Consider the following 17583-nt stretch of genomic DNA (forward strand, 5'->3'; position numbering starts at 1 on the left):
TGCTAATTGAAAAAGGAAAGATTGCATGAAAAAAATAGTATTATTCATCTTAACAGCATATTTGTTAACCATTTCATTTCACTCCATTCAAGCACAAACATGGCATATCCCCCCTTTACCAAAGACATCTTCTGAGTATACAATAATGATTTTTTCTACAACTGATCCCCCAAATGAACAAGAGATTAATGAATTAATCTCGAGCTATCAAACATTAAAAATCAGATATCTGTTTTCGGAAGCATTTACGGGTTTTTCCCTCGAAGGAAAGAAGGCAGAATTAGAGCAATTTGCGAATGGCTTTAAAAAGGTTGTCACCACTTTTGAATCTAATGTCTATACAGCGGATTTTGTAAAAACAGATAACAATACTTTAATAGGAGCCAAAAAAGTAAGGGGAATTTTTGATCAAAATGGGAATCGGTTAACAGGGAGAGGTATAAAGATTGGAGTTATTGATACAGGTATAGATTACAATCACCCCGATTTGTCTTCAGTTTATAAAGGCGGCTTCGATTTTGTTGATGGTGACCGTAATCCTATGGAGGCGATGGGGGATAAAGGAATGACAATACATGGAACTCATGTGGCTGGTATCATTGCGGCAAATGGAAAGAAGCGAGGAGTTGCACCTGAGGCTGAATTATATGGATATCGTGTATTGGGGCCGGGAGGGAAAGGGACTACAGATCAAGTTTTAGCTGCAATTGATCAAAGTATAAAAGATAGAATGGATATCATTAATCTCTCCTTAGGAACTAATATTAACGGACCTGATTTACCGGTAAGTCAGGCATTGGATAAAGCGGTTGCAAAAGGAGTTATAGCAGTTACCTCTAACGGGAATGCCGGGCCGAATATGTGGACGGTTGGTTCACCGGGTACTTCTGCCAGTGCGATTTCAGTTGGAGCATCTACACCAGTATTAATAACTCCGTTTTTGTCCGTATGGCATGTGAAAGAAAATATACCTCTCACTCCTTTACAGGGGAGCAAGAAATGGAGCTTGGATCGAACATACCAAGTAGTTGATGGAGGAGTTGGCAAAAAAGGTGAAATCACGAATGCAGCAGGGAAAATTGTATTGGTTAAAAGAGGAGGTATTACCTTTACAGATAAGGTGATGAATGCAGCAGAAGCAGGGGCAGTAGGAGTAATAATTTATAATAATACAGATGGAGAGTTTGCGGGAATTATAGATAAAAAATGCCCTATTCCAGCAGTTTCGATATCTAAGCAAGTAGGTGAGGTGATTGGCTTGAAAGCGAGGAAGAAACCGCTAATGGCATCGGCTATCTATAAAAGGGAAAGTGATTTATTGGCGGATTTCAGCTCCCGTGGACCGGTAACTGTGAACTGGTCTGTAAAGCCTGATGTAACTGCACCCGGAGTCGCAATAGAAAGCACTATTCCACGTGGAGGCTATACAGTGCTCCAGGGTACAAGCATGGCGGCACCATTTGTAACAGGTGCAGTTGCTCTTATCAAACAAGCACATCCAACCTGGAACCCTGAAGAAATAAAATCCGCCTTAATGAATACGGCAATGCATCTTAAAGACCAGAGTGATAAATCATATAAAGTATTTGAACAAGGAGCAGGCAGGATTCAAATGGAAGAGGCTGTTAAAACAAAATCACTAGTAATACCGGGTAGTCTTTCATTTGGGATTCTGAGCGAAGACAGAAATTATGGCACAAAATATATTAAAGTAAAAAACACATCCGATTCAGCGCAAGATTATCGGTTCATTTATAAAGGATATGATCCGAATGTAAGATGGGAATTGCCTCCGTCATTTTCTCTTAATCCGCAAGAGGAGAAGCGCTTGCCAATAAGGGCTGTTTTAACACGTCCGTTTAACGGCAAAAAGGAATGGATTGACGGGAGAATATTTTTAGAAGCTGGAACACAGAGGATTGGGATTCCTTATTTATTTGCGGTAAAGGAACCGAGTTACCCGCGTATTATGGGGTTTTCCATCGTTCCGGGTGATAAAAAAGGCAGCATTAGATATGAAGCATATTTACCATTGGGGGCGGAGGAATTTGGAATAGCGCTTTTTGACTCAGATACATTATCTTTTATAGATTTCTTGGATGTTAAAAAAAATGTAGGAGCTGGGTTGGTGAATAATCAATTAATGCTGCCGCAAAAAAAATATATAAAAAGAGTGACAGCTGTTGCGTTTGCAAAAAACGAGGGAGAAGAGGATTATGAACAGCTATCTATGCCATTAAAAAATTTAGAAAACAACTAATTAAGAGTATATGTATTGGTAAAAATATAGCATAGATTAATATGAAATTTTCTCCTAAAATGGATTGAGAGTAAAAGATTTCTATTAAAAATGTCATACTATTTTTCAAAATTTGATGATTTTGTGACAATTCTATTTCTGTATATGCAGACTGCTCCGTTTTTCACAGAAACACGTTGACATTGAGAAAGCCCTATTGTATGCTAATTGAGGGTGTAAAATGATAGGGTTTTCACATGATTTCGAAGGTGTAGAATTTATGTTTCTATCGTTTGCAGATGAGAATATTTTTTGAAATATTCTTGATGAGTGGAGATGTAATGATGGGTAAAAAGGATAAAAATCCTTACCATGCTATGACCATATATGCCACAATACTTTCACAATTAGTAGGTTCTATATTAGTTGGTATTTTTGGAGGTAAGTGGTTGGATGGTTATTTTCATACAGAGCCGCTATTTTTAATAATCGGACTACTCCTTGGCCTTGCAACTGGAATATGGGCCATGCTTCACACAGTCCGACATTTCTTTTAGGAGATTAGAAAGACATGCCGGAACTCCAACAATTATTTAACAGGCATCGCAAGATTATGCTGTTTCTGTTATCCCTCCTCGTTTTAGGCTGGGGCTTTACCCCCTATCATTCCATATTTTTAGGTTTGATTCTCGGAACATCTGTTAGTCTGTATAATCATTGGCTAACCATGAGGAAAACAAAACGTTTCAGCGATGCAGTAGTAAGTGAAAAGCGCCCTGCTAAGTCTTTAGGGACTTTAGTTAGAATGGGAACCTCGGTCATCAGTGTGTTAATTGCTTTGCGTTATCCGGATATTTTTAATGTTTTTAGTGTTATTTTGGGATTAATGACCTCTCATGTCGTCATTATGATAGATTTTATTTTCCTAACTATTCAATCACATAAAAGCGGAAAGTGAGGTGAGTTCAGTTGGAACATAAAGCACCTGTGGTAGAGTTTTTGGGACTTTCCTTTAACCTAGCAAACGTCCTAATGATTACAATCGCCTCTTTAATTGTCTTTCTCATAGCTGTTGCTTCCACTCGGAAATTAGCTATGAAGCCCACCGGAATGCAAAACTTCATGGAATGGGTAATGGACTTTGTTAAGAATATTATTAAAAGCAATATGGATTGGAAAACAGGCGGATCCTTTCATATTTTAGGAATCACACTTATCATGTATATCTTTGTTTCTAACATGTTAGGTCTTCCATTTAATATCGTTATTGACGGTACTCTTTGGTGGAAATCACCGACAGCTGATCCGGTTATAACCTTAACGTTAGCTGTTATGATCGTAGGTTTAACACATTATTATGGTGTCAAGCGAAATGGAATATCAGGTTATCTTAAAGGATTCTTTTCACCGATTCCGTTTCTATTCCCGTTAAAAATTATCGAAGAATTTGCAAATACATTAACATTAGGTCTGCGTCTTTACGGTAATATTTATGCGGGTGAAATTCTATTGGGTCTTCTATCGGCGGGTCTTGCATCTACTGTGGGAGGAACAATTGGAGCTATTATCCCTACGCTTGCATGGCAAGGCTTTTCCATTTTCGTAGGTTCGATTCAAGCATTTATCTTCACCATGTTAACAATGGTTTATATGGCTCACAAAGTCAGCCATGACCATTAATATATACCTGTGAATAACAGGGAAATAATATTAAATCAAATAATTTTTTATACATTTAAAGGAGGAACTTTATAATGAGTTTGGGTGTACTTGCAGCAGCAGTTGCTATCGGTTTAGCGGCTATCGGTGCCGGCATTGGTAACGGTCTTATCGTAGGTCGTACAGTAGAGGGGATTGCACGTCAACCAGAAGCACGTGGAATGCTTCAAACAACTATGTTCATCGGGATTGCGTTAGTTGAGGCGATTCCTATCATCGCGGTTGTTATCGGATTCATGGTTGTTAATAGATAGTATTTACATTTTTAAAATGGCGAAGATTACTTGAAGAATCCTTCGCCATTCCTTTATGTAGAGTAAAAATATAAGGGTTTTACAAATTAAAGTAAAAAGATATCATATATTGTTTTTCTGCTATTAAAGCAGAATTGGGAACTACTACTCTGGAAGGAGTGAATCATACGTGTCAACAAGTAGCTTTGTACTTGGATTAGCTGCACACGGGAAGTTAAATACCGGCGATATTTTATTCCAGCTAATCATGTTTATTATTTTGTTAGTGTTACTTAAGATCTTTGCTTGGAAGCCGCTAATGGGCATTATGAAACAACGTGAAGATCATATCTCGAATGAAATTGAAGCGGCTGAAAAGAGTCGTATCGAAGCAAATAAATTAGTAGAAGAACAACGTTCTATGTTGAAAGAAGCTCGTCAGGAAGCTCAAACATTGATTGAAAATGCGAAGAAGCAAGGCGATATTCAACGCGATGAAATCATTGCGATTGCCCGTCAAGAGTCTGAGCGTATTAAAGAAGCTGCGAAATTGGAAATTGAACAGCAAAAGGAAAAAGCTGTCGCAGCCTTAAGAGAGCAAGTTGCATCCTTATCTGTTTTAATTGCTTCTAAGGTAATTGAGAAAGAATTAAGTGCACAAGATCAAGAGAAGCTTATCAATGATTATATTCAAGAGGCAGGAGAAATCCGATGAGTGCAGTAGCAAAACGTTATGCATTGGCGCTTTTCCAATTGGCTAAAGAAAATAATCAACTTGAGCAATATGAAAAAGAACTTCGCGAAGTAAAGAAAGCACTTGCAGACAACGCGGATTTTAAAAATCTTTTAAAATTGCCAAAGCTTTCTTCTGAAAAAAAGAAAGAAATTTTAACTGAAGTTTTCTCCAAAGCTTCGACTTATGTGTTAAATACATTAATGCTGCTTTGTGATACTCATCGTGAAGAGGAAATGGAAGCAGTAGCAGAAAGCTTTATTGAATTAGTAAATAATGAGCGTGGAATTGCAGAAGCTGTCGTGTACTCGACTCGCCCACTTTCAGCAAGTGAAAGTGAAGCAATTTCATCTGTATTTTCTAAAAAAGTTGGAAAAACGTCGTTAAATATTGAGAATATTATTGATTCAAATATACTTGGCGGTGTTAAGGTCCGTATAGGCAATCGTATCTTTGACGGAAGCTTACAAGGAAAACTTAACCGTCTAAAACGTGAGTTAATTAGTTAAGAAATGAGGGGTGACATTCATGAGCATTAAGGCTGAAGAAATCAGCGCGCTGATAAGAAAACAAATTGAAAATTATCAGTCTGAAATGAAAGTTAGCGATGTTGGTACCGTAATATCTGTTGGGGACGGTATTGCTCGTGCTCATGGTCTCGATAATGCCATGGCTGGAGAGCTATTAGAGTTTTCAAACGGTGTTATGGGTCTTGCCCAAAACCTAGAAGAAAACAATGTCGGTATCGTAATTTTAGGACCATTCCGCGATATTAAAGAAGGTGACGAGGTTCGCCGTACTGGACGTATCATGGAGGTTCCTGTAGGTGAGGAATTAATCGGACGTGTAGTAAACCCACTTGGACAACCGGTGGATGGTCTTGGACCAATCAATACTACAAAAACAAGACCGATTGAAAGTAAAGCTCCTGGTGTAATGGACCGTAAATCTGTACATGAGCCATTACAAACAGGTATTAAAGCGATAGATGCTCTTGTGCCTATCGGACGTGGTCAGCGTGAGTTAATCATTGGGGACCGTCAAACAGGTAAAACAACCGTTGCCATCGATACAATCTTAAACCAAGCAGATCAAAATATGATTTGTATATACGTTGCGATTGGACAAAAGGAATCTACTGTACGTGGTGCAGTTGAAACTCTTCGTAAGCATGGTGCATTAGATTATACAATCGTAGTAACAGCGTCTGCTGCGCAACCAGCTCCATTACTATACCTTGCTCCATATGCAGGTGTAACAATGGGAGAAGAATTTATGTATAATGGTAAGCATGTATTAGTTGTTTATGATGATTTATCTAAACAAGCTGCAGCTTATCGTGAGCTTTCTCTATTATTACGTCGTCCTCCAGGTCGTGAGGCATTCCCTGGGGATGTATTCTATCTACATTCACGCTTATTGGAACGTGCAGCTAAGCTTAGCGACGCACTTGGTGGAGGTTCAATTACGGCATTGCCATTTGTTGAAACTCAAGCAGGAGATATCTCCGCATACATTCCAACAAACGTAATTTCCATCACAGATGGACAAATTTTCTTACAATCTGACTTATTCTTCTCTGGTGTACGCCCAGCGATCAATGCGGGTCTTTCCGTATCTCGTGTAGGGGGATCTGCCCAAATTAATGCAATGAGAAAAGTTGCGGGAACACTTCGTCTTGATCTTGCGTCTTTCCGTGAACTTGAATCATTTGCTCAATTTGGTTCCGATCTTGATAAAGCGACACAAGCGAAATTAGCACGTGGTGCTCGTACAGTAGAAGTATTGAAGCAGGATTTAAATAAACCAATTAAAGTAGAAAAGCAAGTTATGATACTTTATGCCTTAACAAAAGGCTTCCTTGATGATATTCCTGTTCAAGACATCGTTCGTTTTGAAGGAGAATTCTATTCTTGGTTAGATCATAATCGTGCTGCGTTGTTAGAACAAATTAGAACAACAGGTAAGTTAGCTGAAGATGAAGATATGACTTCTGCTATTAATGACTTTAAAAAGACTTTTGCTAAGTCTGAGTAAGTAATAGAAAATTAGGATTGTCCCAATGTAGGAGTTGACACCACACTACGCAAAAAATGGATCTTATTTTTTGCTCGACTCAAGTGGTGTCAGACACTTATGGGACCTCTTTACTTAAAATGAGGGTGGTGAGACTTAGTGGCATCCTTACGCGATTTAAAATCTCGTATTAATTCAACGAAAAAAACCAGCCAAATTACAAAGGCAATGCAAATGGTTTCTGCTTCTGCCTTAAGCAGAGCAGAAATGAATGCGAAATCATTTGTTCCATATATGGAAAAAATCCAAGATGTTGTAGCAAATGTTGCGCTTGGAAGTAATATTGCTCATCCAATGTTAGTAACTAGATCTGTTAAGAAAACAGGATATTTAGTTATTACATCTGATAGAGGATTAGCTGGAGCATATAACAGTAGTGTTTTACGTTTAGTGTCTAATACTATTAAAGAGCGTCATAAATCAAAAGATGAGTATGCGATAATTGCAATTGGTAGAGTTGGCTACGAATTTTTCAAGAAACGCGATGAAAATATTGTGTTAAATATCGTAGGATTACCGGATCAACCATCATTTGCAGACATTATGAAGATATCTAGTAAAACTGTTCAAATGTTTGCCGACCAAACATTTGATGAATTGTATATGTATTACAATCATTTTGTTAATGCAATCCAACAAGATGTTACGGAGAAAAAGCTTCTTCCTTTAACGGATATTGGTGCTTCCGGCAAGAAGCTTACTTCCTATGAATTTGAGCCATCTCCTGAAGAAATTTTAGAGGTACTTCTTCCACAATATGCTGAAAGTTTAATTTATGGTGCTCTATTAGATGGTAAGGCTAGTGAACATGCCGCGCGTATGACGGCAATGAAGAATGCAACTGATAACGCGAAAGAGCTTATTGATTCATATACACTACAATTTAACCGTGCACGACAAGCAGCAATTACGCAAGAAATTACTGAAATTGTCGGTGGTGCAGCTGCTTTAGAATAGAATATTCCATTTTAGTAAGAAAAAACACAGGTGGGTTTTAATTCGCCTTAATGCAAGATAGGAGGTAAAATGGATGAACAAAGGACACGTTCTACAAGTAATGGGTCCAGTTGTTGACGTTAAGTTTGAAAATGGTCAACTACCTGATATATATAATGCGTTAAAAGTTCAATATAAAGCGCAATCAGCTACTGAAGTCGACATTGATTTAACTTTGGAAGTTGCTCTTCACTTAGGTGATGACTCTGTACGTACGATTGCAATGGCTTCTACAGATGGTGTTCAACGTGGTATGGATGCACTTGATCTTGGTGAGCCAATTTCAGTTCCTGTTGGTGATGTAACATTAGGTCGTGTATTTAATGTACTTGGTGATGCGATTGACTTAGACGAAGAACTTCCTGAAGGAATTCGCCGTGATCCAATCCATCGTACTGCACCAACTTTTGAACAACTATCTACAGAAGTAGAGATTCTTGAAACTGGTATTAAGGTTGTTGACTTGCTTGCCCCTTATATTAAAGGTGGTAAAATCGGCTTGTTCGGTGGTGCCGGTGTTGGTAAAACAGTACTAATTCAAGAATTGATTAATAATATCGCACAAGAGCATGGTGGTATATCTGTATTCGCGGGTGTAGGAGAACGTACTCGTGAAGGAAACGACCTTTACCATGAAATGAAAGATTCCGGCGTTATTAAGAAAACTGCCATGGTATTCGGACAAATGAACGAGCCACCAGGTGCACGTATGCGTGTAGCCTTAACAGGTTTGACTATGGCTGAATATTTCCGTGATGAACAAGGACAGGACGTATTGTTCTTTATCGATAATATTTTCCGTTTCACTCAAGCAGGTTCTGAGGTATCAGCCCTTCTTGGACGTATGCCATCAGCCGTTGGTTATCAACCAACACTTGCTACTGAAATGGGTCAGTTACAAGAGCGTATCACTTCAACAAACGTAGGTTCAGTTACATCTATCCAAGCGATTTATGTACCAGCCGATGACTATACTGACCCTGCCCCTGCAACAACATTTGCGCACTTAGATGCAACAACAAACCTAGAGCGTAAACTTTCTGAGATGGGTATTTATCCAGCAGTGGATCCACTTGCTTCAACATCTCGTGCCCTATCTCCAGAGATTGTTGGGGAAGAGCATTACAATGTAGCACGTAAAGTACAACAAACGTTACAACGCTACAGAGAATTACAAGATATTATTGCCATTCTAGGTATGGACGAACTTAGCGATGATGATAAATTAGTCGTTGCTCGTGCACGTCGTATTCAATTCTTCTTATCACAAAACTTCCACGTGGCTGAGCAGTTTACTGGTCAAAAGGGTTCATATGTACCAGTAAAAGAAACAGTTAAAGGATTCAAGGAAGTATTAGAAGGTAAGTATGACCATCTACCGGAAGATGCATTCCGTCTTGTAGGTCCGATTGAGGATGTACTGAAACAAGCTAAAGAGATGGGCGTAGAGGTATAATAAGGGACCAGGAGGATCAAAGATGAAGACATTGAAAGTCAGTATTGTCACTCCAGACGGCCCAGTGTATAGTTCAGATGTGGAAATGGTGATTACAAAGGCGCAAAGCGGTGAACTAGGTATTTTACCTGGACACATTCCTACCGTAGCTCCACTTCAAATTGGCGCTGTTCGGTTAAAAAAAGACGGCGGCACTGAGCTCGTAGCAGTAAGTGGCGGTTTTCTAGAAGTGCGACCTGAACAAGTAACCATTTTAGCTCAAACAGCTGAAAAATCAGAAAGCATTGATATCGAACGTGCTAAACAAGCAAGAGTTCGTGCCGAAGAGAGAATAGAAGCTAAAACAGACGATATTGATCTTATTCGTGCAGAACTAGCTCTTAAACGTGCGATGAATAGAATAAATGTTGCAGAACACCGCTTCTAAATATAAAGAACACCTTCTGTTTTAACAGAGGGTGTTTTTTAGCAATGAAAGGAAGGAGTGTAGAAAAATGATTGCTGATTTCGGGCAGCAAGCTTTAGTAAGCATTATTGTTCATATTTTTTTCTTTGGAATTACTTTTTGGTCATTGCAAGCACTACAGTTTGAAAAGCTGTTAAAACCAAATCGTGTATTTCAAGCGAGACTACTCATGATTATTTTGACTATTGCCATCGGATCATCCATAAGTAATTTTTTTCTTAATTATCTTCTATGGTCACAACAACTTCCTCTTATTTTTCAGTAAAAAGCTTATTTCCTGATTAGGATTTTTGTGAAAGAAATGAAAATGTCATTATTTTGTTAAAAATAGTACTTATTGCATGTTTATAAATTAAGTATAATTCAGTATGATGTTATAGTAATTTAATTTTAGTGTAAAATATTTGTAACATAATTAACAGTTCATCCGTCTAATTTATTGGTGTATTACGAAGTGAAAAATGAATGAGTTAAATGAGTTAAATTACTGTCAAAAGATGACGACTTTTCCCAAGTATGTGTTGGCCTTATGTGGTAAACACTTTAACTAAGGGGAGAGGATACCAATTGAAAAGCAAAATGATTTTTTTAATATTTGTATTCAGCGCTTGTTTTATGCTCGTAAATTATGGGAATAAAACCAGTGCAGAGTCCTTTATCACTGATATAAACAAAATTGCTGAAATGGTAAAGGGGCAAAAGGGAAGTATTGATGAATGGTCTTTATATGCAAGAGAATCCATTGATATTCATTCAATGACTGGTTGGGAAAAGGAAATAAAAACCCTAAAAAAGCAATTTCCTTTAATGGAGTGGTTTATCGACCAAAAATCCGGCATCGCGACTGGTATTGTGGAGCACAAAGATTATGTCGAAACAATAAAATTAATGTCGACCCCTAGAAAAAACTCCACCATCTCGTACTTATTATATGAGATCAAAGGACATAGCTGGAATTCATCTTTTGCAAAAAAAATCGATCAAATCCTACCGGAAAAATTGGATGTTCTTTACAGGGAAAAACCAACAATTTTCTCTTGTATCAAAGGCGAATTCAATGATAAAATTGAAAATGTTTTATTGAAGGAAAAAGAGCAATTATTACACGAGTTTCAAGCAAAAGAAATAGAAGCATTAAAGGAAAAAGACTTTTACTCAGTTTCAGCGTTTTCGCCTTTATTTACCGAGTCCATTCCTACAAAAAACAAAAAAATGAATTTGCAAATTGGACTGAGAAAAAATGGTTTGGGCGCTAAAACGACCTTCGTTATTGGCACACCTATCATAACGATTGAATATTAATATAGAGAAAATGGACGCGGAGGGGAATACTCTTGGAAAAAATCATCGTCCGCGGCGGAAAAAGGTTAAATGGTACGGTTCAAGTAGAAGGTGCTAAAAATGCCGTATTGCCTGTTATCGCTGCATCATTGTTAGCTAGTGAAGGAAAAAGTGTTATTCGTGATGTACCAACACTCTCCGATGTATATACAATTAGTGAAGTGTTACGTCATTTAAATGCAGATGTAACCTTTCAAAATAATGAAATCACTGTAGATGCATCAAGAGAGTTATTAATTGAAGCTCCATTTGAATATGTGAGAAAAATGCGTGCTTCTGTAGTTGTAATGGGACCATTATTAGCCCGTGTGGGTAAAGCCCGTGTCGCTCTTCCAGGAGGATGTGCAATAGGTTCACGCCCTATCGATTTACATCTTAAAGGCTTCGAAGCAATGGGAGCAAAAATAAAAGTTGGAAATGGATTTATTGAGGCTGAAGCAGTAGGACGCTTAAAGGGCTCAAAAATTTATTTAGATTTCCCAAGTGTTGGCGCAACGCAAAATATTATGATGGCTGCAACTTTAGCAGAAGGAACGACTATAATTGAAAACTGCGCGAAAGAACCTGAAATTGTTGATCTCGCTAATTTCTTAAACAAAATGGGTGCAATCGTTAAAGGCGCAGGTACTGGAACCATTCGAATTGAAGGTGTAGAGAGTATGTTTGCCACTGAACATACGATTATTCCTGACCGAATTGAAGCTGGAACCTTTATGATTGCTGCTGCAATTACCGGTGGTGATGTCCTTGTGAAGGGAGCAGTTCCGGAACATTTAACATCACTGGTTGCAAAGCTAGAAGAAATGGGTGTTCTTATTATTGAAGAGGCTCAAGGCTTGAGGGTTATTGGTCCAGAAAAGCTTAGAGCAGTAGATATTAAGACAATGCCACATCCTGGTTTTCCGACAGATATGCAGTCGCAAATGATGGCACTTCTCGTCTGTGCGGAAGGTTCAGGAGTCATAACGGAAACAGTATTTGAAAATCGCTTTATGCACGTAGAGGAGTTCCGCAGAATGAATGCGGATATTAAAATAGAAGGCAGATCAGTGATTGTAAATGGCCCAAGTAATCTTCAAGGGGCAGAAGTCGCTGCAACTGATTTAAGGGCTGCCGCAGCATTAATTATTGCAGGCTTAAAAGCTGATGGCTATACACGTGTTACTGAATTAAAGCATTTGGATCGCGGGTATGTTAATTTCCATCACAAATTAGCAAGTCTCGGTGCAGATATTGAACGAATTAATGATGAAGTAGAAGTTGTAACAGAGATAAATGAATATATATCAGATGTAAATGTATAAAATGAACAGAAGACCCGTACAATATGATTTGTAGGGGTTTTTTTTTTGCAAAAAAGCACTCAATGGTTAAAAAACTATAGTTAAATTTACTAGAATGAAGTTTTTTACTAGACTTATTCATAAAAACATGCTGTCAGCCATATTTATGAAAGAGATGGATTTATGAAACTCTATCAAAATAAATAATGGAGGCATCAAGCATGAAACAAATAAAACCAGTCCTACTAATCATCTCTCTATTGATCATCGTTTCTTTTCTCGTACCGACCTTACTCGTTCTTCCTTTTTCTTCAGAAAAAGTGAGTGGAAAGCTTGATGAACAAATACAAAAGCCAAAGACGAAGGAACCAACTGTCGAAGTTGCAGTATATCGCACAAAAACAAAGCAAATTGAAAAGCCGGACCTTGAAAATTATGTGGTAGGAGTGGTTGCTTCTGAAATGCCTGCTTCATTTGAAAAAGAGGCGTTAAAAGCTCAGGCATTGACCGCGAGAACCTACATAGTAAAACAGTTAATGTACGGGGGGAATAGTAGTGTTCCTAAAGGTGCTGTGGTGGAGGACACCCAGAACTTCCAAGTCTATCAAAATATGGATGAGTTAAAAAAAGAATGGGGAAATAAATATAACCGTAATATCAAAAAAATACGCAAGGCAGTAGAAGAAACAGCAGGTCAAATATTGACTTATAACGGAAGTCCGATTACGGCGGCTTTTTTCTCCACTAGTAATGGTTTTACGGAGAATTCGGAGGATTATTGGGGAAATCCAGTTCCCTATTTAAAAAGCGTAAAGAGTCCATGGGATAAAACGTCTCCGAAATTTAGCTATAAAGAGGCTATTCCAGTCTCCGTTTTTGAAAATAAACTTAACGTCCAATTATCCAATACTGGCAGCATTGGAACAGTAACATCCCGTACACATGGAAATCGGGTAGGGACTATAACTATAGACGGGAAGAAGTTTACTGGCAGGGATATTAGAGATAGGCTTGGCTTACGATCATCCGATTTTGACTGGGTTCGCAAGGGAGATAACATTATTATCACTACAAAAGGCTATGGGCATGGAATCGGCATGAGTCAATATGGGGCAAATGGAATGGCCAAAGAAGGAAAAAACTATCAGGATATTGTCAAATACTATTATAAGGGGATAAAAATTACGAGCACCAATCAATTTTTAAATAAAGTAACCGCTAGAAAATAGGCTTCTCTTTATAAGAGAAGTTTATTTTTTGAAATTGTCAATTTATTAAGATAAAAAAATCATTAAAAAATAATACATAATATCTGCAAAAATGGCAAATTATAAGAATTTAAAAATTTTTTTAAGATAGATGTATATATTTCCCTGTATCTGTTCAAAATGGATGCAGAGGTGATGAAAATGAGAGAGGAAGAAAAGAAATTATCTTCTCAAAAAAAACGCGGAAAAAGCATGTTAAAAAAACGTTGGGTATACCCAGCAGTTTATCTAGTATGTGCTGCATTACTTATCACGGGAATTTTTTGGTATCAGTCTAGAAGCAATGAATCTGCAAAAGATAACTTTAGCTATCGTGGGGATGGGTATGTAGGAAAGAAGGAATATAAAAATCCTGCAACCGAGGTTACAAAGACACTGGAAAATTTCAAGTGGCCAGTAAAGGATGCAAGTTCAGCGAAAGTTGTTAAGGACTTCTATGATTCAAAAGCTTCAAAAGAAAAGCAAGAAGCAGCTATCTTAGTATATAACGGAAATCAGTATCAACCAAATCGCGGAATTGATCTTGCGATGAAGGATGGAAAAGATTTTGATGTTGTAGCAGCCATGAGCGGAACTGTTACAAAAGTAAATGAAAGTGATCCATTATTGGGAAATGTGATTGAAATTGAACATGAAAAAGGCGTTATTACAGTATATCAATCCGTAAAGAACATTCAAGTGAAGGTCGGAGATATTGTAGAGCAAGGAAAAACCATTGCGAAAGCTGGGACAAGCCAATTAAATGAAAAGGCTGGTACACATGTTCACTTTGAAATTCGCAAGGATAATGCTTACCTAAATCCAAACTCCTATATTAATAAAACATTATCTGCTCTTGATAATGTGAATACGGGAAGCAAATCATCTGCTGATGATCAAATGAAAAGTGATGATCAATCTAACAATTCAAAGGATGACAAAGCAGCAGAAACCAATGATGGTAGCGACAGCTCCAGTGATAACAATGACTCACAAAATACAGATGACTCACAAGGATAATGATATTTATGTAAAAAGAGTGGAGTTTTATAAGTCCACTCTTTTTATTTTTACCCCATTGTACTAAAATTAATAATAGTAAAAAAATTGTACTTGGGGGGAGTTTCATGAAAAAGCTTTTATTAACCGGATTTGAGCCATTTTTGGGTTTTCCCATTAATCCGACGGAAGCAATTGTTAAATCATTGGATAAGAAGTGTATTGGCCAGTATGAAATAGAAAGTCTCCTTCTTCCGGTTGATTTTCTGGAAAGTGCAAAAATTCTAATAGAACGTTTAAAGATGTTAAATCCAGATGCTGTAGTATCATTAGGTCTTGCTGCTGGAAGAAATTCTATTACACCGGAAAGAGTAGCTATTAACTGTCAAGATGGTGAGCCTGACAATAATGGCGTAATAAGAGAGGATGCCCTTATTTGCGAAGATGGACCAGATGCCTACTTTTCCACGCTGCCGATAAGAAAAATGGTGCAAACCTTAAATCAAAGGGGTTACCCTGCAAGTATTTCTAACAGTGCGGGAACATATTTATGCAATAATATCATGTATTCCCTGTTACATGAATTAAAACAATCGGGAAGAAATATTCCTGCTGGATTTATACATATACCTGCCTCACATGAGCTTGTAACACAAAGTAAAAAAAGAATCCCTAGTTGGTCACAGAATGATTTAGAAAAAGCAATTTCCATTATTATTGAAGAAACGATATAAAATGGGGAAAGTTATCCCCTTTTTTTGTGCTTTTATATAAATTTATGAATTTTCGGAAAAATAAAACTCGGTAGCCTTGTCCTTATTATGCTTTTTGTGCATATATTTTTACCCAAGCTAATAAAATGTTATCAAACCTGACAAAAAACAAAGAGAGTGTTTGAGGTGAGTTATCGTTAACATTTATAATATATAGTTATAGACTTGAATAATTTCTAGATATATGAGAGCAGCAATCAAACTCTCAGCGCATAAAAGAAGGAAAAGCAGTTGAAGAAAAACTGTGCTTAAATATGCGAAGATACAGCATACTCCGTTGAAGGGAAAGCGAGTCTCATTTCACACTTCTCTCATCCAATTTGGGGAGGGCGAGCGGTGTGCACGATTACATCAAAGAGAGAACTATCAAGATTGGAAAGTATATCGTGGAGACGAGAAAAACAGTTCGTGTGATTGCGAAGGAGTTCGGCGTGTCCAAAAGTACTGTCCACAAAGATTTAACGGAAAGGTTACCTGAAATTAATCCTGAACTTGCAAATGAAGTGAAAGAAATATTAGATTATCATAAATCCATTCGACATCTTCGTGGTGGAGAAGCGACTAAGCAAAAGTACAAAAAAGAAGAGTTTCAAAATAATTAAGGAAAAAAAGAAGCAATTGCATTCAGATTGCTTCTTTTTGCATTCATTACGGTTTAGCGAAGGCGGCAATTTGGCACTTGAATATCTAGAGATCTTCTCCATGCTGTTTGTTTAGGACTCGTCGCATCCCTTTTTGTTTCTTAAACCTTGCTTCGAGAGAAATTACACATCTGATTGTACTAAACTCTACAAGGAGCTCCCAGTACTACTTCATTCAATGATTTCCCATCTTTTCTTAAATTTTTCAAAAGATTTTTTGACAATGAATACCTAATCTCGACAAAAGTATGATAAAATATAAAATTAGGGAAATAGGGACTTTTGACATAACCTACATTTACATAGATTGCCCTTGTTAACGAAAAGTAGTTCGCTCAATATGAAAGGAGTATAGTGCATGTTTGCAAAAGATATTGGTATAGACTTAGGAACAGCAAATGTATTAATTCATGTAAAGGGACAAGGAATTGTTTTGAATGAGCCATCAGTAGTGGCAATTGATAAAAATGCTAATAAAGTGTTAGCTGTTGGTGAGGAAGCCCGTCGAATGGTAGGTAGAACACCTGGAAACATTGTAGCAATTCGTCCATTAAAGGATGGAGTAATTGCTGATTTCGATGTAACAGAAACAATGCTCAAGCATTTTATAAATAAATTGAATGTGAAAGGATTTTTATCAAAGCCAAGAATCCTTATCTGTTGTCCAACCAATATTACGAGTGTGGAACAAAAAGCAATCCGAGAAGCAGCTGAAAAAAGCGGCGGAAAAAAGGTTTACCTAGAAGAGGAACCTAAGGTTGCAGCAATCGGTGCAGGAATGGATATCTTCCAACCAAGCGGAAATATGGTAGTGGATATCGGTGGCGGAACAACGGATATTGCAGTTCTTTCTATGGGGGATATTGTAACATCTGCTTCTATTAAAATGGCAGGGGATAAATTCGATAATGAAATCCTTCAATATATTAAGAAAGAATATAAACTGTTAATTGGTGAACGTACTGCAGAAAGCATCAAAATAAACATTGGAACAGTATTTCCTGGTGCTCGTAAAGAGGAAATGGAAATTCGCGGCCGCGATATGGTTACGGGACTTCCTAGAACGATTCTGGTAAATTCCAAAGAAGTAGAGCAAGCACTTAAAGAATCCGTTTCTGTCATTGTACAAGCAGCGAAAAATGTTCTTGAAAAAACTCCTCCTGAATTATCTGCGGACATCATTGACCGTGGTGTTATTTTAACAGGTGGCGGGGCATTACTCCACGGAATCGATCAGTTACTTGCTGATGAATTAAAAGTACCAGTACTAGTTGCTGAAAACCCAATGGATTCTGTCGCAATTGGTACCGGCATTATGCTTGAAAACATGGACAAAATTGCTAATCGCAGATTAGTATAAATTTTTACACTTGGGGGAATA

Annotated in this window: 19 protein-coding genes; all 19 read left to right on the top strand. The window is 37.6% G+C overall.

The genetic code is table 11. The features are described from left to right. Window positions 1–25: 25 nt before the first annotated feature. Window positions 26–2260, top strand: a complete 2235-nt coding sequence (locus KHA87_RS19335; protein WP_213095825.1) for a S8 family serine peptidase — start codon at window positions 26–28, stop codon at window positions 2258–2260. Between the two features lie 323 nt (window positions 2261–2583). After that, on the top strand, window positions 2584–2796 hold the full coding sequence (locus KHA87_RS19340; protein ID WP_213095826.1) for an AtpZ/AtpI family protein: 213 nt from the start codon (window positions 2584–2586) through the stop codon (window positions 2794–2796). Between the two features lie 14 nt (window positions 2797–2810). Continuing rightward, the gene (locus KHA87_RS19345) at window positions 2811–3197 is read left to right on the top strand and encodes an ATP synthase subunit I (protein WP_213095827.1); all 387 of its coding nucleotides are present in this window, start codon (window positions 2811–2813) and stop codon (window positions 3195–3197) included. 11 nt (window positions 3198–3208) lie between these two features. Continuing rightward, the gene (gene atpB, locus KHA87_RS19350) at window positions 3209–3919 is read left to right on the top strand and encodes a F0F1 ATP synthase subunit A (RefSeq protein ID WP_213095828.1); all 711 of its coding nucleotides are present in this window, start codon (window positions 3209–3211) and stop codon (window positions 3917–3919) included. Between the two features lie 80 nt (window positions 3920–3999). Continuing rightward, the gene (gene atpE, locus KHA87_RS19355; RefSeq protein ID WP_055741871.1) at window positions 4000–4212 is read left to right on the top strand and encodes a F0F1 ATP synthase subunit C; all 213 of its coding nucleotides are present in this window, start codon (window positions 4000–4002) and stop codon (window positions 4210–4212) included. 169 nt (window positions 4213–4381) lie between these two features. Further along, window positions 4382–4906 carry a F0F1 ATP synthase subunit B gene (atpF, locus tag KHA87_RS19360; protein WP_213095829.1) on the top strand — a complete coding sequence of 175 codons (525 nt, stop codon included), beginning with the start codon at window positions 4382–4384 and terminating at the stop codon, window positions 4904–4906. Further along, a complete protein-coding gene (locus KHA87_RS19365) occupies window positions 4903–5433 on the top strand; it encodes a F0F1 ATP synthase subunit delta (protein WP_213095830.1) in 531 nt (176 codons plus the stop codon). Before atpF ends, KHA87_RS19365 begins: the two co-directional genes overlap by 4 nt. Window positions 5434–5452: 19 nt before the next feature. Beyond that, window positions 5453–6961 (top strand): F0F1 ATP synthase subunit alpha, encoded by a 1509-nt coding sequence (gene atpA, locus KHA87_RS19370; protein ID WP_213095831.1) that lies wholly within the window; start codon window positions 5453–5455, stop codon window positions 6959–6961. Between the two features lie 138 nt (window positions 6962–7099). Next, window positions 7100–7957 (top strand): ATP synthase F1 subunit gamma, encoded by an 858-nt coding sequence (atpG, locus tag KHA87_RS19375; protein ID WP_213095832.1) that lies wholly within the window; start codon window positions 7100–7102, stop codon window positions 7955–7957. A 73-nt stretch (window positions 7958–8030) separates the two neighbouring features. Next, entirely contained in the window at window positions 8031–9452 is a 1422-nt protein-coding gene (atpD, locus tag KHA87_RS19380) for a F0F1 ATP synthase subunit beta (RefSeq protein WP_213095833.1), read from the top strand. 22 nt (window positions 9453–9474) lie between these two features. Continuing rightward, window positions 9475–9879, top strand: coding sequence for a F0F1 ATP synthase subunit epsilon (locus KHA87_RS19385; protein WP_213095834.1), 405 nt, complete (start codon window positions 9475–9477; stop codon window positions 9877–9879). 67 nt (window positions 9880–9946) lie between these two features. Further along, a complete protein-coding gene (locus KHA87_RS19390) occupies window positions 9947–10183 on the top strand; it encodes a DUF1146 family protein (RefSeq protein ID WP_213095835.1) in 237 nt (78 codons plus the stop codon). A 302-nt stretch (window positions 10184–10485) separates the two neighbouring features. Then, window positions 10486–11220, top strand: coding sequence for a YwmB family TATA-box binding protein (locus tag KHA87_RS19395; RefSeq protein WP_213095836.1), 735 nt, complete (start codon window positions 10486–10488; stop codon window positions 11218–11220). Between the two features lie 32 nt (window positions 11221–11252). Next, on the top strand, window positions 11253–12563 hold the full coding sequence (gene murA / locus KHA87_RS19400; RefSeq protein ID WP_213095837.1) for a UDP-N-acetylglucosamine 1-carboxyvinyltransferase: 1311 nt from the start codon (window positions 11253–11255) through the stop codon (window positions 12561–12563). Between the two features lie 200 nt (window positions 12564–12763). After that, window positions 12764–13771, top strand: a complete 1008-nt coding sequence (spoIID, locus tag KHA87_RS19405; protein ID WP_213095838.1) for a stage II sporulation protein D — start codon at window positions 12764–12766, stop codon at window positions 13769–13771. 174 nt (window positions 13772–13945) lie between these two features. After that, window positions 13946–14809 carry a stage II sporulation protein SpoIIQ gene (spoIIQ, locus tag KHA87_RS19410; protein WP_249310626.1) on the top strand — a complete coding sequence of 288 codons (864 nt, stop codon included), beginning with the start codon at window positions 13946–13948 and terminating at the stop codon, window positions 14807–14809. A 107-nt stretch (window positions 14810–14916) separates the two neighbouring features. Continuing rightward, entirely contained in the window at window positions 14917–15522 is a 606-nt protein-coding gene (locus KHA87_RS19415; RefSeq protein ID WP_213095839.1) for a pyroglutamyl-peptidase I, read from the top strand. A 377-nt stretch (window positions 15523–15899) separates the two neighbouring features. Beyond that, the gene (gene spoIIID / locus KHA87_RS19420) at window positions 15900–16163 is read left to right on the top strand and encodes a sporulation transcriptional regulator SpoIIID (RefSeq protein WP_055741870.1); all 264 of its coding nucleotides are present in this window, start codon (window positions 15900–15902) and stop codon (window positions 16161–16163) included. A gap of 397 nt (window positions 16164–16560) precedes the next feature. Further along, the gene (gene mreB, locus KHA87_RS19425; RefSeq protein WP_213095840.1) at window positions 16561–17562 is read left to right on the top strand and encodes a rod shape-determining protein; all 1002 of its coding nucleotides are present in this window, start codon (window positions 16561–16563) and stop codon (window positions 17560–17562) included. The last annotated feature ends 21 nt before the right edge of the window (window positions 17563–17583 follow it).

Source organism: Bacillus sp. FJAT-49736, assembly GCF_018343615.1.
Classification (GTDB): Bacteria; Bacillota; Bacilli; order Bacillales; family Bacillaceae_C; genus Margalitia.